This window comes from Occallatibacter sp., assembly GCF_036502485.1.
Taxonomy (GTDB): domain Bacteria; phylum Acidobacteriota; class Terriglobia; order Terriglobales; family Acidobacteriaceae; genus Telmatobacter.
On sequence record NZ_DASXYM010000003.1, the window covers coordinates 23,426 to 45,912 of the forward strand.

18 protein-coding genes are annotated in these 22,487 nt (G+C 62.3%); 8 read left to right on the plus strand and 10 right to left on the minus strand.

The window, feature by feature from the left end; genetic code table 11:
- Positions 1-116 precede the first annotated feature (116 nt).
- From VGL22_RS00595 to VGL22_RS00610, 4 genes are all read left to right on the plus strand, one after another.
- Positions 117-1,592 (plus strand): M20/M25/M40 family metallo-hydrolase, encoded by a 1,476-nt coding sequence (locus tag VGL22_RS00595; RefSeq protein WP_465264929.1) that lies wholly within the window; start codon positions 117-119, stop codon positions 1,590-1,592.
- Positions 1,589-2,842, plus strand: a complete 1,254-nt coding sequence (locus VGL22_RS00600; RefSeq protein WP_465264930.1) for an MFS transporter — start codon at positions 1,589-1,591, stop codon at positions 2,840-2,842. The genes VGL22_RS00595 and VGL22_RS00600 overlap by 4 nt, the downstream gene beginning before the upstream one ends.
- Positions 2,843-2,907: 65 nt before the next feature.
- A complete protein-coding gene (gene mfd, locus VGL22_RS00605) occupies positions 2,908-6,483 on the plus strand; it encodes a transcription-repair coupling factor (protein ID WP_465264994.1) in 3,576 nt (1,191 codons plus the stop codon).
- A 17-nt stretch (positions 6,484-6,500) separates the two neighbouring features.
- Positions 6,501-8,252, plus strand: a complete 1,752-nt coding sequence (locus VGL22_RS00610; RefSeq protein ID WP_465264931.1) for a DUF885 domain-containing protein — start codon at positions 6,501-6,503, stop codon at positions 8,250-8,252.
- Positions 8,253-8,361: 109 nt separating this feature from the next.
- Here the strand turns inward: VGL22_RS00610 and VGL22_RS00615 are convergent, their stop codons facing one another.
- The 3 genes from VGL22_RS00615 to VGL22_RS00625 form a co-directional block, all read right to left on the minus strand.
- On the minus strand, positions 8,362-8,925 hold the full coding sequence (locus VGL22_RS00615; RefSeq protein WP_465264932.1) for a thioredoxin family protein: 564 nt from the start codon (positions 8,923-8,925) through the stop codon (positions 8,362-8,364).
- 21 nt (positions 8,926-8,946) lie between these two features.
- Entirely contained in the window at positions 8,947-9,306 is a 360-nt protein-coding gene (locus tag VGL22_RS00620; RefSeq protein WP_465264995.1) for a helix-turn-helix domain-containing protein, read from the minus strand.
- 170 nt (positions 9,307-9,476) lie between these two features.
- A complete protein-coding gene (locus VGL22_RS00625; RefSeq protein ID WP_465264933.1) occupies positions 9,477-10,001 on the minus strand; it encodes a GNAT family N-acetyltransferase in 525 nt (174 codons plus the stop codon).
- A gap of 94 nt (positions 10,002-10,095) precedes the next feature.
- On the opposite strand from VGL22_RS00625, the gene VGL22_RS00630 reads away from it, so the two are divergent.
- Positions 10,096-13,425 carry a TonB-dependent receptor domain-containing protein gene (locus tag VGL22_RS00630; RefSeq protein ID WP_465264934.1) on the plus strand — a complete coding sequence of 1,110 codons (3,330 nt, stop codon included), beginning with the start codon at positions 10,096-10,098 and terminating at the stop codon, positions 13,423-13,425.
- Between the two features lie 184 nt (positions 13,426-13,609).
- On the plus strand, positions 13,610-15,742 hold the full coding sequence (locus VGL22_RS00635; protein ID WP_465264935.1) for a VWA domain-containing protein: 2,133 nt from the start codon (positions 13,610-13,612) through the stop codon (positions 15,740-15,742).
- Here the strand turns inward: VGL22_RS00635 and VGL22_RS00640 are convergent.
- A complete protein-coding gene (locus VGL22_RS00640; protein ID WP_465264936.1) occupies positions 15,688-15,891 on the minus strand; it encodes a DUF5522 domain-containing protein in 204 nt (67 codons plus the stop codon). The genes VGL22_RS00635 and VGL22_RS00640 overlap by 55 nt on opposite strands.
- Before the next feature lie 142 nt (positions 15,892-16,033).
- Here VGL22_RS00640 and VGL22_RS00645 point away from each other — a divergent pair, with 142 nt between their 5' ends.
- Complete coding sequence (locus VGL22_RS00645) at positions 16,034-16,696, plus strand: KdsC family phosphatase (RefSeq protein WP_465264937.1); 663 nt, start codon at positions 16,034-16,036, stop codon at positions 16,694-16,696.
- A 3-nt stretch (positions 16,697-16,699) separates the two neighbouring features.
- Here VGL22_RS00645 and VGL22_RS00650 read toward each other — a convergent pair whose 3' ends face one another.
- The 4 genes from VGL22_RS00650 to fdhD form a co-directional block, all read right to left on the minus strand.
- Positions 16,700-17,065 (minus strand): DUF1634 domain-containing protein, encoded by a 366-nt coding sequence (locus tag VGL22_RS00650; protein WP_465264938.1) that lies wholly within the window; start codon positions 17,063-17,065, stop codon positions 16,700-16,702.
- A 5-nt stretch (positions 17,066-17,070) separates the two neighbouring features.
- Positions 17,071-17,907, minus strand: a complete 837-nt coding sequence (locus tag VGL22_RS00655) for a sulfite exporter TauE/SafE family protein (RefSeq protein ID WP_465264939.1) — start codon at positions 17,905-17,907, stop codon at positions 17,071-17,073.
- Between the two features lie 87 nt (positions 17,908-17,994).
- Positions 17,995-19,212, minus strand: a complete 1,218-nt coding sequence (locus tag VGL22_RS00660) for a serine hydrolase domain-containing protein (RefSeq protein WP_465264940.1) — start codon at positions 19,210-19,212, stop codon at positions 17,995-17,997.
- Between the two features lie 106 nt (positions 19,213-19,318).
- The gene (fdhD, locus tag VGL22_RS00665) at positions 19,319-20,227 is read right to left on the minus strand and encodes a formate dehydrogenase accessory sulfurtransferase FdhD (protein ID WP_465264941.1); all 909 of its coding nucleotides are present in this window, start codon (positions 20,225-20,227) and stop codon (positions 19,319-19,321) included.
- Positions 20,228-20,322: 95 nt separating this feature from the next.
- Between fdhD and VGL22_RS00670 the strand changes: the two genes are divergently transcribed.
- The gene (locus tag VGL22_RS00670; RefSeq protein WP_465264942.1) at positions 20,323-20,700 is read left to right on the plus strand and encodes a DUF7009 family protein; all 378 of its coding nucleotides are present in this window, start codon (positions 20,323-20,325) and stop codon (positions 20,698-20,700) included.
- A 34-nt stretch (positions 20,701-20,734) separates the two neighbouring features.
- Here VGL22_RS00670 and VGL22_RS00675 read toward each other — a convergent pair whose 3' ends face one another.
- Both VGL22_RS00675 and xth read right to left on the minus strand, forming a co-directional pair.
- A complete protein-coding gene (locus VGL22_RS00675; RefSeq protein WP_465264943.1) occupies positions 20,735-21,574 on the minus strand; it encodes a sugar transferase in 840 nt (279 codons plus the stop codon).
- Positions 21,575-21,707: 133 nt separating this feature from the next.
- Positions 21,708-22,472: an exodeoxyribonuclease III gene (xth, locus tag VGL22_RS00680; RefSeq protein WP_465264944.1), complete on the minus strand. Its 765-nt coding sequence runs from the start codon at positions 22,470-22,472 to the stop codon at positions 21,708-21,710.
- Between the last annotated feature and the right edge of the window lie 15 nt (positions 22,473-22,487).

Below are 22,487 nucleotides of genomic sequence, written 5' to 3' on the forward strand. Positions count from 1 at the left end.
AGGCTGACCGCACCACAATAAATCGGTTTGGCTGGCTGCGCAATCCGCGAGCCTGCTCGAAGCCTTGCTCCCGAACCTGAGCGCCAGCCAGCCTTCACGCCCGGTACAATGCCGCCATGCTTTCTTTGCGTTTGAACTTCCCCAGCATCACTCTCCGTCTTGCCTCTCTCGTGTGCCTTGGTTTTCTCGCTACCGGCGCGCTTACGCCGGCTCAGCAGATCGCGCCGCTTTCCCCTGCAGACAAGGCCGAGGCGCGCGATATTTTCAAGCAGCTTATCGAGATCAACACCACGGACACGCCCCAGGGCAGCGTAACGGCCGGCGACGCCGCCATGGAGAAACGCTTCCTCGATGCCGGATTCCCACGCGAAGACGTGCGCCTGCTGGGGCCCGACAAGAACAAGCTGAACCTCATCGTCCGTTATCGCGCCGGGGGCACGCCGAGCGCCAAGCCGGCGCTGTTCCTGTGCCATATGGACGTGGTGCAGGCGCTGCGCTCGGACTGGCACACCGATCCGTTTGAATTTGTGGAGAAGGACGGCTACTTTTACGGCCGTGGCACGCAGGACATGAAAGACTCCGACGCGGGTCTGGTGGCAACGTTTCTACGCCTCCGACGGGAGGGCTACAAGCCCAGGCGCGACCTGATCCTGGCCCTCACGGCTGACGAAGAGGGCGGCAAGTTCAACGGCCCGCAGTGGCTCCTCAAGGAACATCGCGACCTGGTTGACGCGGCCTACGTAATCAATCCCGACTCCGGCGGCGTCGAGCTCGATCACGGCCGCGCGGTCGTTGCGGACGTGGAAGCCACCGAGAAGGTCTACGCCGACTACCAGGTCACGGCCACCAATCCCGGCGGCCACAGCTCGCGCCCGCGGCCGGACAACGCCATTTACGAGTTGACCGCTGCGCTCGAAAAGCTGGCCCACTACACCTTCCCGTTCGAGCTGAACGACGTGACCCGCACCTACTTCCAAAATCTTGAAAAGCAGGAGACCGGCCAGAACGCCGCCGACATTCGCTCCATTCTTGCCGCGACGCCTGACGTGCAGGCGGCCGCGCGCCTGAGCGCGGAGCCGAGCTTCAATTCCAACTTCCGCACCACCTGCGTGGCCACGCGCCTCTCCGGCGGCCATGCCAACAATGCCCTGCCGCAAACCGCGCAGGCCAATGTGAACTGCCGCATCTTCCCCGGCCACTCGCCGGAGGAGATTCGGCAGCAGCTCATGCAGCTCTTCGCCGACTCCAAGCTCAGCGTCAAGTACGTTTCCGACGGCGGCGTGGTGTCTGATGTCGCACCGGAACGCAAGGCCATCGTCCCCATCGCGCCCATTCCTGAAGTGATGGAGCCTCTGACGCGCATCACCCAGGAGCTCTGGCCGGGGGTACCCGTGACCCCGGTGATGGAAAACGGCGCCAGCGATTCCATCTATTTTGCGCAGGACGGCTACGCCACGTATGGCTACTCGGCCATCGCGCTGGAGCGCGACGACGATCGCGCCCACGGCCAGGACGAGCGGCTGCCGGTCGACTCCTACTGGAAGTCGCTCCAGTTCCTCTACGCGTTTGCCAAAGCGCTGGGCGACAAATGAGCGCGGCGCCCATGCAGCCGGTCTATCGCAAGATTGCGGCACGGCTTGTGCCGTTCCTGATCCTGCTTTACACGGTCGCGGTTCTGGATCGGGTGAACATCAGCTTTGCGGCGCTCACCATGAATCGCGACCTCGGCGTCTCCGACCGCATGTATGGGTTTGCTGCGGGCGTCTTCTTTCTCAGCTATTGTCTCTTCCAGGTGCCGGCCAACATGGTGCTCACGCGTGTGGGCGCTCGGCGCTGGCTGGCGGTTCTGATGGCCGTATGGGGCGTGGTGTCGATGGCCACGGCCTTCGTGCCCAACACGGCAGCGTACATCGCGTTGCGCGCGGCGCTCGGTATTGCCGAATCGGGCTTCTACCCCGGCGTGATCTACTACTTCACCTTCTGGCTGCCGCGTCGGCTGCGCACGCGGGTGCTGGCGTTGTTTCTGCTCGCGTTCCCACTGTGCAATATGATCGGCTCGCCCATCTCCGCACACATTCTGTTGATGGATGCTACGGGCGGCCTGCGCGGCTGGCAGTGGGTGTTTCTGCTGGAAGGTGCGCCGGCCATACTGCTGGGCATCCTCACGTGGTGGGTGCTTGCGGATGGACCGTTGTCGGCCCCGTGGTTATCCCCTGCTGAAAGAGAAACCGTCGCGCGCGATCTCGCCCAGGACGAAGTTGTTCACAGCGTGAGTTCCGATCGCGCATGGCTCAAGGTGGCGGGAGACGCCGCGGCTTACTTCATGTGGAGCACCGGCATCTACGGTCTCAGCTTCTTCCTCCCCAAGATCCTGGTGGCACGGGGCGCTTCGCCACTCTCCACCGGATGGTGGGCCACGCTCACGTTCGCCGCGGGCGCCCTGGCCATGTACTGGGCCAGCCATAGGCGCAGCTACCGGGTGCTGCCCGCGCTGTTCCTCGCCGCCGGCCTGGGGTTTGGCGCCGCGGGATACTTCCACTCGGTGCCTGGAGCAGTTGCCAGCTTCTGCCTGGCCGCCATGGGGCTGCTCTCCGCGCTGCCCATTTTCTGGAGCGTGGCCACCGGGCGGCTCAGCGGCAAGGCGGCCGGCGCCGCAATTGCGCTGGTCAACTCCGTCGGCGCGGTGGGGGCCTTCGCAGGGCCATACGCGATGGGCTGGCTCCGCGACGCTACCCACAGCTACGTGGCGGGGTTGTGGGCGATCGCCGGCTGCCTGGTCCTGGGTGGGCTGCTGACGATCGGCGCGGCGCTTCCCGCAAAATCGCCCGCAATCAGTGCCTGAGGATGGCGAGTTTTCTTGCGCTCATGCCGATCGGCCATCTCCGCGACTTGATAAACTAGCTCTTGATGATTCTCCCGTTCGTCCGCGAAATCTTTGCGGACCTGGAGCACACGCCGGCATTTGAGCGCGTTCGCAGGCACCTCAGCCTGGGTTCGGGGCGCCGTATCGTGTCCGGACTCACCGCAACGGCGCGCTGCCTCTACATCCCCTTGATGGCCCGCGCGGTCGATCGCCCGGTGCTCATCGTCGTCTCTGATAACAAGGCGGCGGAAGCCCTGGAGCCCCTGATCCGCGCAGCCTGCGAGCTCACCTGCGCGCTCGATCCCTCCCGCATCGTCCGCCTGCCCGCGCATGACGTGCTGCCGTTCGAAAATCTCTCCCCGCACCCCGATGTGCAGGAGCAGCGCGCGGCCGCGTTGTGGAAGCTGGCCACGGGCGCTGCATCCATCGTCATCACCCCGGTGGAATCCGTAGCCATGCGGCTGTTCGATCGCGACTACTACGCCAGCCTGGCCGTAAGCCTCAAGCGCGGTGAAGAGATTGACGTTGAAGTGCTGACGGCGCACCTGGCCAGCGTGGGCTACACGCAGATGGACCTGGTCGAAATGCCGGGCCAGTTCACGCGCCGCGGCGGCATCCTCGACGTCTACTCGCCTGAATCCGATCGTCCGGTGCGCATTGAGTTCTTCGGCGACGAAATCGACACCATCCGCAAGTTCGATCCCGAAACGCAGCGTTCGCAATCGGGCCTCGACGAAACGCAACTCCTGCCGCTCACCGAGACACCTGTCACCGAACGCCTGTTGGCCGCCGTGCACGCGCGCCTCAGCAGGCAGCGGGTCAATATGGAGAGCGACATTGAAGGCGACATTGACGCGGATGAGATGGCTGTCGAAGCCGCGGCTGCGGGCGGCGTCAGCGTCTTCCCTGGGTGGGAGTTCTTTGCCGCGGTCGCCGGCGCGGAGACGCATCTGCTGAAGCTGCTGCCCAAGGCCGTCCTCTTTGTCGATGAGCCCGGCATGGTGCGCAACCAGATCGATCGCTGGTGGAACAAGGTGGAGCAGCGCCACGACCGCAGCGGCATCGGAAACCTCATCCGGCCGGAAGACATCTACATCCGCCCTGAAATTCTCAACGGCCAGCTGCAGGCGCATTTCGGCATCGACATCGATCAGCTGGGCGCCGTGGATGTTATCGACGAGGATTCCACACTCGGCGAGATCAGCCTGAACACCCGGCCCACCCTGCGCTTCCACGGCTCCATCCCCGCTCTCACGGAACAACTGCGCAGGCTCATGGAAGCCGAGACCCACATCGTCGTTGCCGCCGCCAACCAGGGCGACGTGGAGCGCATGGCGACCGTCTTCCGCGAGTACCAGATCCCCTACCGCTTCGGCAGCCGCGCCACCACGCACAGCGGCGAAACCATGCTCGAAGAGGCGAGCTACATGGCCGGCGACCTGCGCGTGCCGGTCATTGTGCGCACGCCCATCGCAGCGGGCGTCAGCTTCCCCGATGCGAACCTCATCATCTTCGGCGCCAACGATCTGAACGATGACGCCGACATTGCCGCGCGCCCCGAGCCAAAACGATCGAAGACCGCGGCCTTTGTCTCCGATTTCCGCGACCTGTCCATCGGCGATTACGTCGTCCACGTCGAGCACGGCATCGCGCAATACCAGGGCCTGAGAGAAATCGTGCAGGACGGCCTCGCCGTCGAATTCATGATTCTCGAATTCGCGGAGCAGGCCAAGCTTTACGTCCCCCTCACGCGCCTCGACCTGATCCAGAAGTATCGCTCCACCGATACCGGGCCCGCGCCGGTGTTGAACAAACTCGGATCGCAGCAGTGGGTCAAGACCAAGGCGCGCGTGCGCAAGGCCATGCAGGATATGGCCGCCGAACTGCTCAAGCTCTATGCCGAGCGCCACACCGCCGAGGGTACGGCCTTCTCCAAGGACAACGAGTTCCAGAAGGAATTCGAAGATTCGTTCGACTACAACGAGACCGACGACCAGATCTCCGCCATCCGCGCCATCAAGTACGACATGGAACAGACCACGCCCATGGATCGCCTGCTGTGCGGCGACGTGGGTTACGGCAAGACCGAAGTAGCCATGCGCGCAGCCTTCAAAGCCGTGCAGGATTCCAAGCAGGTGGCGGTGCTCACTCCCACCACGGTACTCAGCTTCCAGCACTTTGAGACGTTCAAAAAGCGCTTTTCGCAATTCCCCATCAACATCGAGATGATTTCGCGCTTCCGCACCGTCAAGGAGCAGAAGCAGATTGTCGAGAATGTGGAGCATGGCAAGGTCGACATTCTCATCGGGACGCATCGCCTGCTTTCCAAAGACATCAAGTTTCAGGATCTCGGCCTGCTGATCGTCGACGAAGAACAGCGCTTCGGCGTGCGCCACAAGGAGCGCCTCAAGCAGTTGCGCAAGGAGATAGACGTGCTCGCCATGAGCGCCACGCCCATCCCGCGCACGCTGCACATGTCGCTCGTCGGTTTGCGCGACATGAGCGTAATTGAAACGCCACCCAAGGACCGCATGGCGATTCAAACCGTTGTCGCCAAGTTCGACGAGAAGATCATCCGCTCCGCCATTGAGATGGAGCTGGAGCGCGGCGGCCAGGTCTACTTCGTCCACAACCGCGTGGAATCCATCTACGAGATCGCCTCGCGCATTCAGGAACTGGTGCCTTCCGCCCGCGTTGCCGTGGGCCACGGGCAGATGAGCGAAGGCGAGCTGGAGAAGGCCATCCTCGCCTTCATGCATCATGAATTCGATGTGCTGGTGGCCACCACCATCATCGAGAACGGCATCGACATACCCAACGCCAACACCATCGTCATCAACCGCGCTGACCGCCACGGCCTGAGCGAGCTCTACCAGCTTCGCGGCCGCGTGGGCCGCTCCAATCGCCGCGCTTACTCCTATCTGCTGATCCCGCAGGAGGGCGAGCTGAACGAGATTGCGCGCCGCCGCCTCGCGGCTCTCAAAGAGTTCAGCGATCTGGGCGCGGGCTTCAAAATCGCCGCGCTCGATCTCGAGCTTCGCGGGGCCGGCAACATGCTGGGAGGCGAGCAGAGCGGTCACATTGAAGCCATCGGCTTCGAGCTCTACACCTCCATGCTTGAACAGGCGGTGAAGGAAATGAAGGGCGAGGGCGCTGAAGAGAAGCCCGCGACGCAGCTCAACCTGGGTATTCCGCTGCGCATTGACGAGAGCTACATCGCGGAAGAAAACCAGCGCCTGCGCCTCTACAAGAAAGTGGCAGGTTCGCAGAGTGAGAAGGGCATCATGGAACTCCGCGCGGAGATGGAAGATCGCTACGGCCCGCTGCCGGACGCGACAGTGTACCTGCTGGAGGCCGCGTCGCTGCGCCTTGAGTGCGAGAGAATCGGCATCGCGCAGATCGATCGCAAGCGCGCCGAACTGCAGCTTCGCTTCGCGGAGAACGCCACCATCGACCCGCAGAACCTCATGCGTCTCGTTGCGAAGAACGCCAAGCGCGGCGCGCAGTTCACGCCACAGGGCGTGTTGAAGTTCCCCCTCGCGGCCCTGCGCCCCGACGACATTCTTCTTGAGATTCGCGAACTGATCACCAACCTGGCGCCTGCCCCGGTCAACGCCTGACAACCTGAGAGATGACGATGAAGACCACCCTTGCCGTACTTGTCATTGGAGCGTGTATGTCCTCGAACGCCGGCCTTGCCGCTGCCTCTTCCGAGCAGCAGAATTTTCAGAAGGTTTCTGACGAATACTTCGATCAGGTCTACTTCCCCTACGCCCCTACAGTGGGCACGCTCAGCGGCTACCACCAGTACGACACCCAACTCGAAGACCTCTCGCGCAAGAGCATTGAGGCCGAGATCGCGGCGCTCCAGGCATTCGAGAAGCGCGTTCAGGAGATCCCCGGCGCCGGGCTCGACGAGACCACCCGCGGCGACCGCGAGATCGTCCTCGGTAACATCCGCTCCACGCTGCTCTCGCTCGAGACTGTCCGCATGTGGGAGAAGAATCCCGATATCTATTCGGGCGGCATAAGCAACGCCGCATTCTCTCTGATGGAGCGCAAATTCGCCTCACCTGACGACCGCCTCCGCTCGCTCATCGCGCGCGAAAAGCAGATGCCATCGCGTTTCGAGGAGGCGCGCGCCAATCTCAAAAACCCGCCGCGCATTTACACCGAGATCGCCATCGAGCAGCTTCCCGGCATGGTGAGCTTCTTTGAGCATGACGTGCCGCTGGCCTTCGTTGACGCCAAAGATCCAGCCCTTCAGTCGGAGTTCAAGCAGACCAACGCGGCTGTGATCGCCGCGCTCAACAGCTATCTCGCGTGGCTCAAATCTGACCTGCTGCCAAAGTCGAACGGCGATTTCCGCATCGGCGCTGACACCTTCTCAAAGAAGCTTGCGTATGACGACATGGTCGACCTGCCGCTCGACAAGCTGCTGGAGATTGGCTGGGCCGACCTGCGCAAAAATCAGCAGCGCTTCAACGCCGTGGCGAAAGAACTGGATCCCGGCAAGGATCCGCGCCAGGTTCTGGAAATGCTCGGCGCCGATCATCCTGCGCCCGATCAGCTTCTCAACAGCTTTCGCGCGACCTTCAACAGCCTCATCGGCTTCATCCGCGATCACCACATCGTGACCATTCCCTCCAATGTGCGCCCCATTCTCGAAGAGACGCCGCCCTTCATGCGCGCCACCACCTTCGCCAGCATGGACACACCCGGCCCCTACGAGAACCACGCCACGGAGGCCTACTTCAACGTCACGCTGCCCGACGCGAAGATGAGCCCCGCCGAGGTCGAAGGCTACATGCACTCGTTCAACGTGGGCACCATCATCTCCACCGCCGTACATGAGGCTTACCCCGGCCACTACGTTCAGTTCCTGTGGGTTCCGCAGGCGCCCAGCCGCGTGCGCAAGCTGCTGGGCGCCAACACCAATGTGGAAGGTTGGGCTCACTACTGTGAGCAGATGATGCTGGACGCGGGCTATGGCCAACCCGGCACCGGCGCGAAGGATGATCGGGAGGCCAGGCTCCTCCGCCTCGGCCAGTTGCAGGATGCTCTTCTGCGCAACGCGCGCTTCATCGTCGGCATTGAGATGCACACAGGGAAGATGACCTACGATCAGGCCGTCGAGTTCTTCCAGAAGGAAGGCTACCAGTCAAAGGAGACCGGCATCGTCGAGGCGAAGCGCGGGACCGCGGATCCTACGTATCTTTATTACACGCTGGGCAAGCTCCAGATCATGAAGCTGCGCGAAGACCTGAAAGCAAAGCAGGGTGCCGCATTTTCACTTGAGCAATTTCACAATGAATTCCTGAAGCAGGGATTTCCGCCCATCAAGATTGTTCGTGAAGCGCTGCTTGGAGACCAATCGCCGACGCTCTGAACGCCAGGCAAAAGTGTGCATCTAAGAAACTGTGCTGCTCTGCAGCCCCGGGGATCCGCGCCCCCCCTGCGGGTCCCCGGCCCCTCATCTACCCGCTGCGCAGGGGCCGTCAGGTGCGCTTTTTCCACTTGATATTGCAGCCAATGGACGGCCGCTGATCCGCTGAAATGGCGCGGCCGGCGATCACCGCATCCATCGCCGCACGCAGATCTTCGCCGCTGACGGCGACGCCGTTGCCGGGCCTGCTGCGGTCGAACTGCCCGCGATACGCCAGCTTTAACTCGCCATCGAACAGGAAAAAATCCGGCGTGCATGCCGCCTTGTAAGCCCGCGCCACCGCTTGCGTCTCATCGTAGAGATAAGGAAAGCGGAACCCCAGCCGCTCGGCCTGGCGCTTCAGCCCTTCGGGGCCATCGTCGGGGTACATATCGACATCGTTGCTGCTAATCGCAACCATGCCGATTCTGCCGGCATAATTTTCGCCCAGCACCGCCAGCCCCTTCTCCACATGCTTGACATACGGGCAGTGCGCGCAGAGGAACATGACCAGCAGGCCCGCCTGTCCGCGGAAACTCTCCGGCCGCACCGTTTCTTCGCTCACCACATCGGGCAAAGAAAAGTCCGGCGCTGCGCTCCCCAGCTCCAGCATCATCGTGGATTCAGTAAGAGCCATCGACCCGCACCATAAGATGAACTACCGCGCGGTCGCAGTTGCAGTCGCAGTCGCGAACTTACGCACCATGGCCAGCAAAAGCTTGCGATCGCTGTCGTTGAGGTTCGCGGAGTAGCGCCGGATCTGGGACAGGAATTTGAGCTCGTCATCCGACAGCTTTTGCGGATTGAGATGGCGGCCCATCCCGTCCTCCGCGAAAAACTGCGAGATCGGCAGATCGAGCGCGAGCGCAATCTTCGAGAGCGTATCCAAAGAGGGCACAGTGTGACCGTTCTCCACGCGCGACAGATAGCATCTCAGGAGTCCGGTCTTCTTCTCAATGTCGCCCTGGGACAAACCACGCTGCAGGCGGTGCGCGCGAATCGTAGTGCCGATCTTGATCACGGAGATTCTTCCTGTTGACGGCTCCGGAACCGGGCAGCCGGACTGTGAGGTGTTGACACAAGAGTTAACATGGGGTACCGCCGAATGCAAGGGAAATGTTTGTACCTTACAGAGGTAGTAACGGGGCGGGCGGCCGCCGGGCGCTCCTGCGCCTGACCCCGCGCCGGCTAGAGTTTCTTAACCAGCCACGCCAGATGCTCAACGGGATTGTCGTTGTACGCGGAACACGGCACGAATCCCATATCCAGATAGAGCCGGTGCGCGGCCCCCATCGCCTCCGGAATCGTATCGAGATACACGGCTCCGCGTCCTGCGACGCGCGCCCGGTCGATCACTGCCCCGGTCAGCCTGCGGCCCAGGCCGGATCCGCGGCCCACGGGAGCAACCCACAGGCGCTTGAGCTCCCAGGCTTCCTCCGCCAGTGGTCCGGGCGCGGGACGCCATGCTACAAAGCCTGCCGGCTCATTGCCGAGCAGAGCAAGCAAGCATCCACCCGCCAGGTCCGTATAAATGTGCGGCAGGCCCGCAGCTTCCTCTTCGAGTGATCCAAAACAGAACCGTGCCGCCGCCGGATGGCTGACGACAAACCGCCCATAATCAAGCAAAAGTCTGCGCGCGGCAGCAATCTGGTCCGGCGAAGAGCCGGACGTGAGCTCCAGAATATGCGTGGAGGGGCTCTGAGTCTCTGCCATAGCAAAAGTGTACGGCGCGCGGAGGCGAATGCGTAAACCTTGAGCGCGGCCAGTCCGTCTGTGTGAGTACAGGGTCAGCAAACCGGAGGAATTCATGGGGCGGGCGGCACATGGGGCAATGGCGGCGTGGTTGTGTGTCGCAGCGGCGGCCTTCGCGCAAAATCCACCTCTCCCTCCCGCTGCCGTGCACACAACCGAATCCGCCGCTGCGGTCTCCGGCGGCAAACTGCACGGCGTGGTCAAGAGCGGCAGTGTTCCCTTGCCCGGCGTCACCGTCACGGCGCAGAACACGCTCAGCGGCAAGCGCTTCTCGACCGTGACAGACGTAACCGGCGCCTGGTCCATGAATCTTCCGCAAAACGGGCGCTACGTCGTCCGCACGCAATTCGCAGGCTTCGCGCAGGGCGCGGGAGAAGCGCTGCTGAATGCGCAGAATCACGACCAGGCCGTAAATCTGGACCTCATGCTCGCTTCACGCGCTGCCCAGCAGCAACAGCAGGAGGGTGCCCAAAGCGACCCGGCCGCGCAGGCCGTTCGCCAGATGGCTGCCAACGGGCCGCAGGCGCTCAGCCTGATGAACGCCATGACCGGCGCATCCCAGGCTGGCGACGTAACTGGCAACGGAACGGCTGCGGGCGCGGCCCTGCCGTCCATCGCAGGCAATGCTGACTTCGCCGGCGAGTCCGTCACGGTGAGCGGGCAGGCAGGACAGGTGAGCCCCCTGGCCGGCGTGGATATGGACCGGCTGCGCGACTCGATGGAAACCATGAGGTCGCAATTCGGCGGCGAAGGGGGAGGCGGACTGTTCGGCGGCGGGGCCGGTGGCGGCGGTTCGGGTGGTGGTGCCGGTGGCTTCGGCGGCGGCCCTGGAGGATTTGGCGGCTCTGGCGGCGGCCGTATGAACTTCATAAACTTCAAGCCTGGCCAGCCGCACGGCTCCGTTTACTGGACCGGATCGAACTCCGCGCTCAATGCCCAGCCGTTCAGCCTGCGCGGTCAGCAGCAGCAGCAGCCGGCGTCAGGCACCAATAATTTCGGGATCTCGTTCATGGGATCGCCGTATATTCCCGGCCTGACCAAGCCCAGCGGAAAGGACAACATCTTCCTCAACGTGACGGGCTCGCGCAATTCGAATCCTGTGGATCAGTACGCCACCGTTCCCACTGCAGCCGAACGCGCCGGCGACATACCGGGATTGAGCAGCCCCGTTACGCCTGTGCCTGAAGCCCAGGCTCTGCTGAATTACATCCCGCTGCCGAATCTGCCCGGCGAGACACAGAACTACCATCTGCTCACCACCCAGCAATCCAACTCGACGCGCGCCGGCGTGCGCTACATGCGCGGCATCGGCGCCAACGCAACGCCCTTCGGCATGGGCGGGCGCGGCAACCGCACCCAGACCCAGGGACTGCGGCAAAGCGTTAATTTCAATTACAACTGGGCGCACCTGGCCAGCGACAACGTCAACATCGAGCCCATCCTCGGCGGCAAAAACGCTACGGATTCCAACTCCGTGCAGGCCGGCTACACCCTGGGAAAAGGCAAGCTGACCAGCATCTTCAACGCCAGTTGGAACCGTAATGATGCCAGGATTCGCAACTACTTCACCAGTACCACCGACATCGCCACCCAGTTGGGAATCCTCGGCCCGGATGGGACAGCGCTCAATGCCAGCCCGCTGAACTGGGGCCTTCCGTCGGTCACCCTGTCCAGCTATTCCGGGATCTCGCAGGTGCAGCCCAGCCTCTCCGTGCAGCAAACCATCTCCCTCTCGGAGACACTGGCCTGGATTCACGGGAAGCATAACTTCCGCTTCGGTGGCGACTACCGGCGCGTCCATCGCGACATCCTGGGCGGAAGCAATGCCACCGGCACGTTTTACTTCACGGGCTATTACACCGGCTCGGCGCTGGGAGATTTCCTGCTCGGCCAGGCGCAGCAGACCTCCATCGCTGCCGCCGAGAGCAAAAGCTATCTGCGCGACAACGTATTCGACCTCTATGCGCAGGATGACTGGCGCGTCAAACCCGGCGTCACCCTGCTGCTCGGCGTCCGCTACGAACACTTCTCGCCTTACACGGAAAAGTACAACCGCCTGTCCATGGTGGACACGAATCCGGACTTTGGGTTCACAGATGTAGCGCAGGTGAACGCCGGCGAAGTCAGTGCCAACTACGGCGCGCTGCCGGATTCCCTTGTGCATCCTTACGGGCTGGCCCTCGCGCCACGCCTGGGCATAGCATGGCGCGTACCCAAAATGAAGCAGACCGTAGTACGCGCCGGATACGGCATGAATTACACGGTGAATGAATATGCGACTTTTGCGCAGTCCATGGCCTATCAACCGCCGTTTGCGAATGAGCAGACGAATAGTGCGACACAATCATGTCCCGATCCGGCAGTGGCGTGCTACACGCTGGCGAACGGATTCCCGGCGCCCGATGCGATCGGCAATTATGCGGTCGACCCGCATTACCGGCTGCCTTACGTGCAAGTGTGGAACGTGGACGTGCAGAAAACACTGCCGTGGGGAGTGGTGCTGAACGCCGGCTACAACGGCTCGAAGGGCTCGAACCTCGATGTGAAGATCGCGCCCTGGGCAACGCCGTCGAGTTCGCTTACCAATCCTGACCACGTGCCGTTTTATTTCGAAAAGTATGGCGCCTCTTCTCGCTTCAACGCCGGCACGCTGCGCGTCAACAAGCGGCTCTCGAGCGGGATCGCCGTTGGTGCGAACTATCAGTATTCGCACTCCATTGACGATGCCGGCTCGGTGGGCGGCACGGGCAGCGTGGTGGCCCAGAACTGGCAGGACATCGAGGCCGACATGGGCAACTCCGCCTTCGATGTGCGGCACAAAGTCAGCGGCAATTATCTCTACGAACTCCCCTTCGGCAAAGACAAGTTTTACTTCACCACAGGCAGGATGTCGCACGCGCTGGAGGGCTTTTCCATCGCCGGCGCCTTCACCTTCGCCACCGGTACGCCATTGACGCCCACACTGCAGGCCAGCCAGTCGGACGTGGGCCGCGCCGTCACCGGGACCGGCCGCCTTGACCGCGTGCCCGGCGCTTCGCTCACGCAAGGGGGAGGCTCCCTCAAGCAATGGTTCAACACCAGCGCCTTCACGCCCCCCGTGCCCGATGCCTATGGCAACTCCTTCGGCACCGCGTCCCGCAATCTCATTCCCGGCCCCGGCACGGTGCAGAACAACATGTCTCTCTCCAAAACCATGCAACTGGGCGAGACGCGCAGCATGGAGATTCGCGCTACCGCCAACAATGTCTTCAACACCGTGCAGTACACAGGCGTCGACACCACCTACGCCACCAGCCATGATGCCAACGTCGCCAACGGCTTCGGCCAGGTAACGTCCACCGGCTCGATGCGTTCGTTCCAGTTTGTAGCGAGATATCGGTTCTAACATCCAGCAGAATGGAGTAATCAGCCATCACGGCTTCTCCGGTTGCGGAGAAGCTCAAATGCAAAAGGCTTTGTAACAGGTCACGACTTCAGTCGTGCCGAAACGGTTCATTTGATGGTTGAGGGCTTTAGCCCCTGCAACCCAAGTAGCGGGCAAACAGATGAATGAGTTAGTTCGCAAAACTATGGCAGCGCTAGCGGCGACCACTTTCCTTGTGTCGTCTGCGGCCCGGCCTTTTGCGCAACAGCAGGATCAGAACAATCCGCCCGGCGGCTTCGTGATCCGCGCCAATGCCGAACTGGTGCTGACCAACGTGGTGGCGCGCGACGCCAAAACCGGCGAACTGCTGCGCGATCTCAAGCAGAGCGACTTCACCGTCTTCGAGAATGGTAAGAAGCAGGTAATTGCATCCTTTGATTTCCAGAGCGTCGACATGGCCGCTCCGCTGAAGGAGGCCACCGTAACCGGCCTGGCCGCGGGCGGCGTCGGCAACAAAGCCGTGGCCGTTGCAAAGCCGGAAGAGCTGCGCAATCACCGTCTGATTGTCTTCTTCTTCGACCTGACCAGCATGCAGCCCGAGGACCTGGACCGCAGCGTGGATGCCGCACGCGATTTCCTGAAAAAGAAAATGTCGCCTGCCGATCTCGTGGCGCTGGTCTCGCTTGGAGACACGCTCAAGGTGGATCAGGACTTCACCGCCGACAAAGACGCGCTGGCCGCGGAAGTCGGCATTTACAACGGCACGGAAGGACAGGGGTTCGCGCAGGGCGCAACCGCCAACTCCAACCAGGCGGAAGATACAACCGGCTACACGCCGGATGAGAGCGAATACAACGACATCAATACAGATCGCGAGTTGTTTGCCCTGCGAGCCATCGCGAAGTCGCTCGAGAAGATCCAGGAGAAAAAGTCGCTGCTGTATTTCTCCGGCGGCATCTCGCGCGACGGCATCGAGAACCAAGCATCCCTGCGCTCCGCCGTGAATGCCGCCGTCCGCGCCAACCTCGCCGTCTACAGCGTGGACACGCGCGGCCTGCAAGCCATCTCGCCCGCGGGCGACGCCTCCACCGGCAGCCTGCGCGGGCAAGGCGCATACAACGGCGGCGCCCTCTCCAACAACATGAACTCCAACTTCGCCTCGCAGGAAGTGATGGCGACCCTCAGCGCGGATACCGGCGGCAAGGCCTTCTTTGACTCCAATGACTTCGCGCCCGCTTTCGCGCAGGTGCAGAAAGACACATCGGCCTACTACGCCATCGGCTTCCACTCGTCCAATCCGGCGCGCGATGGAAAATATCGCAAGCTCACCATCAAGTTCAACCGGCCCGGCGTCAAGCTCGAATACCGCCAGGGCTATTACGCGCCCGCGGACTTCGCGCACTCCGGCAAGCAGGATCGCGAGCAGCAGTTAGAAGAGCAGTTAGCCAGCGACTTACCCGCGACCGATATGGCCGTCTATCTCGACGCCATGTACTTCCGCCTCGAGGAGAACCGCTTCTATGTGCCGGTGTCTCTGGTAGTGCCGGGGTCGCAGATTCCGTTTGTCAAAGGCGGCGACAAGGATAAGGCAACGCTCGACATAGTCGGCACCGTCATCGACGAAGTGAAGCGCCCCATCGGCCGCGCCCGCGAAACTGTGAAGCTCAATCTCGATCAGGCCCTCGGAGCGCGCCAGAAAAACATTCAGTACACCACCAGCTTCAATCTGCCCCCCGGCAAGTACCACCTCAAGTTCGTCGTGCGCGAGAACCAGACCGGCCGCATGGGCTCATTCGAAGCGGACATCACCCTGCCGGAGATGAAGAAGCAGCCTTCCGCCAAAAGACCAATCTGGCTCAGTTCCATCTTGCTGGCCAGCGCCCGCCAACCCTCCAAGCAGGACAGCCCCCTCGTGCGCAACGGCCAGGAATACGTTCCCAACATCAGCCACGTCTTCCGCCAGGATCAGCACTTGTATCTGCTCTACGAGGTGTACGGGCCCGCCAAGGAAAAGCTCGCCGACAATGCGCCCAAAGGAACCAAAGCCGGAGTGAGCGTGCTCAGCAGCCTGGAACTCCTGCAGGGCGCAGCTAAGGTCTATGAGACGCCCGTGGTAAAGGCCACGGCCGTGAATGTGCCCGGCCGCGACGCCGTGGCTCTCGAACTCGATGTCCCGCTGAATGGATTGAGGCCCGGCCAGTATATCTGCCAGCTCAACGTCATTGATGATGCCGGCGGAAGCTTTGCCTTCCCGCGTTTTGCTGTACTGGTCAAGGAGCCCGTTCAGGCCTCCGCGTCCGGTCCGGCCTCCGGCTCCGGTTCTGGTTCCAGCCGCTGATCGCGTGGGACGTTGACGAAGTTGTACGGGCAGTGCCGGCAACTATTCCCGCAGCACGAACCCCGCTTCAGGTGCCACGCCGGGGTGAACACAAGCAAGCCGTCTTCGATGTAGTAGTCTTCGGGGCTTAGCGGTTGCGAATCGGGCACAATGCTTCTATTGTCGCGGACTCGCCGGATTTGAGCCAGTCAGATCGAACCAACCAGGCTCGAACCGGCCCGATGTGAGCCAGCCGGCGGCTGCCCGGCATTCCCCGCAGGCCCGCGCGAAGCCAGCCCATAGAATAGCCGTATGACCTTAACGGCAACCGAGCGCGCGCGGCGTATCAAAATCATCATCTTTGACGTGGACGGCGTCCTCACCGACGGCACCATATGGCTGGTGCCGGGGCCCGGCGGCGCGGGTGCGACCTTTCAGGACCATCTCACACGGAAGAGCGGCGACATTGGATTCGGCGTAACCTCGGCCACCATGATGGAAGCCAAAGGCTACGCGGCGCACGATGGCGCCGGCATCTCCCTTGCGCGCATCGCCGGCCTCAAGTGCGGCGTGATCACCAAGCGCATCTCGGAGACCGTTGCCACGCGCATGCGCGATCTCAAGCTGGATTACGTCTACATGGGCCAGCCGTTCAAGATGAAGCCCATCCGCGAAATCATGGAAAAAGAAGGCCTCATCCTCGAAGAGATCGCCTACGTGGGGGACGACGTGATCGATCTTCCCGTGATGCGCCAGGTGGGCTTTGCCGTCGCCGTGGCGAACGCCCGCCAGCAGGTCAAGGCGGAAGCGCATTACGTCACCGAGCACGCCGGCGGCTACGGTGCGGGACGCGACGTCATCGACTTCATCCTCGACGCCAAGGGCGTCCTGAATGACTGCATTGAAAGCATGATCGATGAGTCGAATCCCATCTCGCCATCCATGGACATCGGCACTGGCGTGGAGCGCGCCTGAACTTCAGGTGGCATGCAGCAGGCTGACAATCAGCACCGCCAGCACAATGCAGCTCACCAACACGTAGAGCTTGTCGCGTTCCAGCGCGAACCCCACCACCGCGAACACCACGCGCGCCACCGGCGTTGCGATCAGAAGCAGCAGCCCCAGCTGAATCAGTCCGCGGCTGTCCATCCGCGCGGCCAGTTTCACAATTCCGCCCACAGTGCGCAGATCGGCTGACTCCTCAGTAAAGCTGCGGAAGCTGGTGTGATCGTTGAAGTGCTGCGCCAGGTAAATCAACGCGCCAATGGTCACCAGTCCCGCAGCCACCAGCACCCCGATGCGGAGCAGATTGCCCATCGTGATTTCAAGGCGGCGATCGTCCATCCGCGCTATACCTTCCCCGCCAGGCCATTGAGGATCATCTCCACCGCCATGGCAAACACCACGATGCCAAACACCAGCCGCAGCGTGCGCACGGGCGCGTGCACCAGCACTCTGCTGCCCAGGAAGGCGCCGGCCAGCACACCCAGCATCACCGGCATGGCCACTCGCGGATCAATGTACCCGCGGCTGAGGTAAACGCCGGCACTGGCCGCCGCGGTCACGCCGATCATGAAGTTGCTGGTGGTCGTGGAAACCTTGAAAGGAATGCGCATGGCCCGATCCATCGCAATCACCTTCACCGCGCCTGAGCCAATGCCGAGCAGCCCGGAGAGCACGCCCGCGCCAAACATCAGGCTGAAGCCGGCGGGCACGTTGCGCACGCCGTAATGGCAGAGCTTCCCCTTGTCAGGATAGTCGCCGCCCAAGCGTAGCCGCGCGCCCAGCGCGTCGGATTGAGTGGGCGGCCCCGCATGATGGGCCCCGAACAGCGACTGCCACGCCGACTGGATCAACACCAATCCAAAAATGATGGCGATCACGTGCGTACTGGTGAAGGCCGCAAGCCACGCTCCGGCAATGGCGCCGATGGTTGTGGCGACCTCAAGAAACATCCCGATCCGCACATTGGAGAAACCCTCGCGCACATAGGCCGCGGCTGCTCCCGAAGACGTCGCAATCACGGAAACCAGCGACGCGCCGATCGCGTACTTGATGTCCACCCCGAGCATAAGTGTGAGCGCGGGAACCACCACCACACCGCCGCCCAGCCCCGTCAGCGAGCCCAGAAAGCCGGCGATTAAGGAGATTGCCCAGACTGCAACGGTAAAGATGAGAACGGTCATGAAAGAGCAGCGGAGTGAGCGAAATCAGAGGAGCTGGCGAAAAAGTAAAAGAGCGAAAACAGCGAGTTAGCGCGCTCTCACTTCATTTTATGGTGCAGGAGCGGCGCACGCGGGGAATACGTGATTGACAAGCTCCTCGCGCAGTGTGATGCGCAGGTCAGTGTGCGGGTCCGGTTCGGTGTTGGAGATGGCATGAGTGCTATCCGCCGGTGTGCCCGTGTCTGTCGTATTCACCACAAGGATGCTGGCACAGTGGGCCGTGGAATCCAGCAGAAGTTCAGACGAGAAGCCGCCCTGGTCGCCATCGTGGTACACCAGGCGCCGCCCCGCCACCATCAGCGTGAAGAAGCCCAACCCCATCTGGGGCCGCGCTCCGTTCGGACCGGACGTGTAGGCCGTAGGAGCTTCGCCGGCCTGCATCGCCGGGATCACACCGGTCCACGCCTCTTCCAGAGAGCTTCGCTTCAGCACAACATCGTAGACCTTGTTCCCCGGTTCGCCGAGCAGGAAGCGCGCGTACCTCTCCATGTCGGTCATAGGAGCTTTGAGGCCGCTGTTCGAAGTCGTGATACCGGTGTCGAAGTTAAACGGCTGAGGTTCGAGTCTTGATCCGGCACGCAGATAACTCGCAGAAACATCAGCTTCCAGAAAATACGGCGCGCGGTCGAAGTAGCTCTGCGTCATGCCCAGCGGCATGAGGATATTTTTGGTGACATAAACCTCGAAGTCGTCGCCGCTCAGGCGCTCAATAATCTGCCCAAGAAACACGTAGCCCGGATTGGAATAGCTCCAGCGCGTGCCCGGCTTGAACGCCACATGCGTGTAGGGCATCATGGCAGCAACCTGTGACCACTTCGTCGGCTCGAACGGCTGCCAGCCGCAGTCGCTCGCCTCGTCGCAGTCCCAGGGCCACGTGGGGTTGCGAAATCCGGCGGTGTGGGTCAGCAGGTGGCGGATGGTGATGTCGTCAACAGAACCGAAAGCGTCGTGCACCTCTCGCAATTCGGGAACGTACCGGACCGCCGGATCGTCCAGCGAAAGCCGCCCCCGATCGCGAAGCTGAAGAATCGCGATGGCGGTGAGCGTCTTGGTGATCGAGGCCCAGTTGTAAGCCGTGGCTGCGTTAATCGCTTGATGCGTCTCGCCGCGCGCCTCTCCCTGAAAGTACTCGGTGGGCTTGCCGCTAGCATGAATGAGCGCCAACGCGCCGCCCACGATCCCGTGCTGCGTGAGCGTCGCATCAAATTTCCGGCCGAGTGCGTCGGGCTGGGCCTGGATCGACAAGGCGACAAGAACAGTGAGCATCAGCATCAAGAACGTGCGCAGCCGGAGCATGGTGCTGATGATACTAGGCGGATTGTAAAGGCATCCTCACGGCTCACGCGCCGCGTTCAGCTCCGCCCGGCCAGCCTCACGACGCCGCCCTGTGCTGCTGCCCGGCGAGAATGCGGAAATCGCCGGAATAAAGCACGAACCGCCGCCCGCGCAGGAAGCCCGCCAGGGTCATGCCCATTTCGCGCGCCAGTTTCACCGCGAGGCTCGAGGGCGCCGACACCGACGCCAGAACCGGGATCCCCGCAGCCAGCGACTTCTGCACGATCTCAAACCCGCCCCGCCCGCTCACCACCAGAATGTGTCGGGAAAGCGGGACCTGGTGGTTCAGCAGAGCCCAGCCCACAATCTTGTCCACCGCGTTGTGTCGGCCTATATCTTCCCGCAAAGCAAGCAGTTCGCCAAACTCATCGAACAGAGCCGCCGCGTGCAGGCCGCCGGTACGCTCAAATACCGCCTGCTGGTCGCGGACAATGTCCGGCAGGGTGCATAGAAGCTCGGGGTCCACGCGCATGCTGCGGTCCGGACGACGCAGGCCCCGGTGCCGGATCGAATCGATTGATGCCTTGCCGCAAACTCCGCAACTGGAGGAAGCAAAGAAGTTGCGACGCAAGTCGCGAGGATCGAAGGAGTTCTCGTCCAGCTCGGCTTCTACCAGATTGCTGCGGGCCCCGGGAAGCGTGGCAGGCGAACGCAGAGCGCCGATGTGGTCGAGCTCGTCCACCAGGCCCTCGGTAAGCAAAAATCCCGCAGCCAGTTCCAGGTCGTGGCCCGGCGTGCGCATGGTCACCGTCAGCGGCATTCCGTTGACGCGGATCTCCAGCGGTTCCTCGGCGGCAAGCGAGTCCTGAAGGCGCTGCGTCCGGCCTGCGTTCCACTCCTGAACCTGCGTAAACTCAACGCTGTGCTCCGGAGTTCGTGGAGTAACGGTACGGAGATTGCCGCTCGGGTTGGTTGGGCCGGCAGAAAGCGACGGTTCCTGGGGCAAGGAGCACCTCACCCTGTTTGATGCGATTCGCGGCGGTTGATTAGCATCGAACTCAACAACAGGTAACGGAAGTAAGCATCGTAAGAGGGATCGGGATGAAACTTCGCATTAAACGTGATTCGCTGCGGCTCCGCATTGGCCCCTCGGAGATGGAGCAACTGGTGGAGAGCGGCCGGATTGAGGAGACGGTTCATCTCGGCCTGGAAGACAGCGCGCGCCTGACATATTCCCTGGAGCACGCCGATGCAGAGGCCATCACCGTGCGCCATGAGGGCACTGCCCTCGCCGTCATTCTTCCCAGCAGCACGGCCCGGGCCTGGGCAGGGGGCGAGGATGTGGGCATCTACGGAAGCGTCGCGGTTTCGAGCGGGAGCCTGGACATCGCCGTTGAAAAGGACTGGGCCTGCCTCGACAAAAGCGACGGAGACAACGCCGACACCTTCCCGAATCCGCGGCTGGGAGCTGCCTGCTGAGCGCGGCGAGGCGTCGGTTCCTGCCTTCCAGCTCTTAGACCGTTACGACCTTCGGCTCCGCTGCCGGAGGGAGCAAAAGGGCGTCGATCTGCGAGCGATCCCAGCAACGGAAGATGCTCGCGAGGATGAGCCTGAAATCCGTGGCGAAGGTGGCACAAGCCATATACTCATCATCCAGCCGCTGCTTGAGGGGGCGCACAACCCTGCGGTAATAGCCGTCAACGTCGCGGTTCGGAATCGCGGACAAAGCGACTTCTTCGCACGCAAACAGGACGGTGGCGCGGCCGGTGAGGCCGGGCCGGCACGCCAGGTGTCCCGCGTGCAGGCGCGGAAGCTTGGGGCGGGGGCCCACCAGGCTCATCTCGCCGCGCAGCACGTTGATCAGCTGCGGCAGTTCATCCAGCTTTGACCGGCGAAGAAAGGGGCCAACGGGCGTGAAGGTCTGGTTGGCCGCCGTGGTGAGGGAGGGTCGGCAAACCGCCCCGTCCTGAACCGGCATGGTGCGGAACTTGTAGATGGTAAACGGCCGGCAACCGCGGCCGACCCGCTGCTGTCGAAACAGGACGGGGCCCCGGGACGTCAGACGTACCGCCACGGCTGCCATGGCGAACAAGACCAGCAAAACCGGAAGAGAAAAGAACACGCAAGCCACGTCGAAACATCGCTTGGCGGGTGACTGTGCCCACCGGCTGAGATGCCGTTCTCTGCCTGCAGCGCTACCAAAGGAATGAAGAAAAGAAATCGAAAACCCAGAGCCCAAGGTGTCCCCCAAGGTAAGAGCCTGGAAAGGCCCAAGTCCTGCTCGTTTTAGAGCAGGATGAATGCAACGAACAAGTTCGCCAGGTGAACGTTTTCTAACAGTGCAGCGGGCCACGGGAATGTGACCGCAGGCACAGGGCAGTGTTCAAAAATCGGACACTAAAGGCCCGTTTCGAGGAAAAATCAGCCCTTATGGCCCGAGCGGGACACCGTATCGCGGCCATGCAAAGAGCCTGCAAGCTCCCCGCTCAGTTGAGGTCGAGCAGGATGGGTGTGTGATCCGAAGGCTTCTCTTCCGTGCGGGGTTCACGGTCAATGACGCACGATTGCGCCCGCGCCACCAGCGAGGGCGATAGCAGAAAATGATCGATGCGGATGCCCCGGTTCGTCTCGAACGCGCGGCGGAAGTAATCCCAGTAGGTGAACTGGTCGCGCTCCTCGGGATGAAAGTGGCGAAACGCGTCGGTGTAGCCCATCGCAAGCCAATCCCGGTAGCGCTGGCGAGGCTCCGGCTGAAACAGTGCGTCCTTCATCCAGGAGGATGGCTTGTGGCAGTCGATATCCTCCGGGATGACGTTGAAATCTCCGCCAATCAGCGTTGGGATGCCGTCCGCCAGCCAGTGGTGCAGCTCGATGAAGAACCGGTCCATCCACGCCAGCTTGTAGAGGAACTTGTCGCTGCCCGGCGGGTTGCCGTTGGGGCTGTAGATGTTCGCAATCCGCAGGCCGCCGATGCGCGTCTCGAGAAACCGCGCGTGGCTGTCTTCCGCGTCCCCCGGGAGCGTGGTGCAGGCAACTTCAATCGGCGTGCGCGACAGGATGGCGACGCCGTTGTAAGTCTTCTGCGTCACCGCGGCGCTGTGATACCCCAGCGGTTCGAAAATCTCCGCCGGGAACACTTCGCCCTTGAGCTCCTGCATCAGCAGCACGTCAGGCGACTGGCGCGCCAGGAACCGCTTCACGTGCTCGATGCGGGCGCGGATGGAGTTGACGTTCCAGCTTGCGATTTTCAATGCGCCTTATCCCTG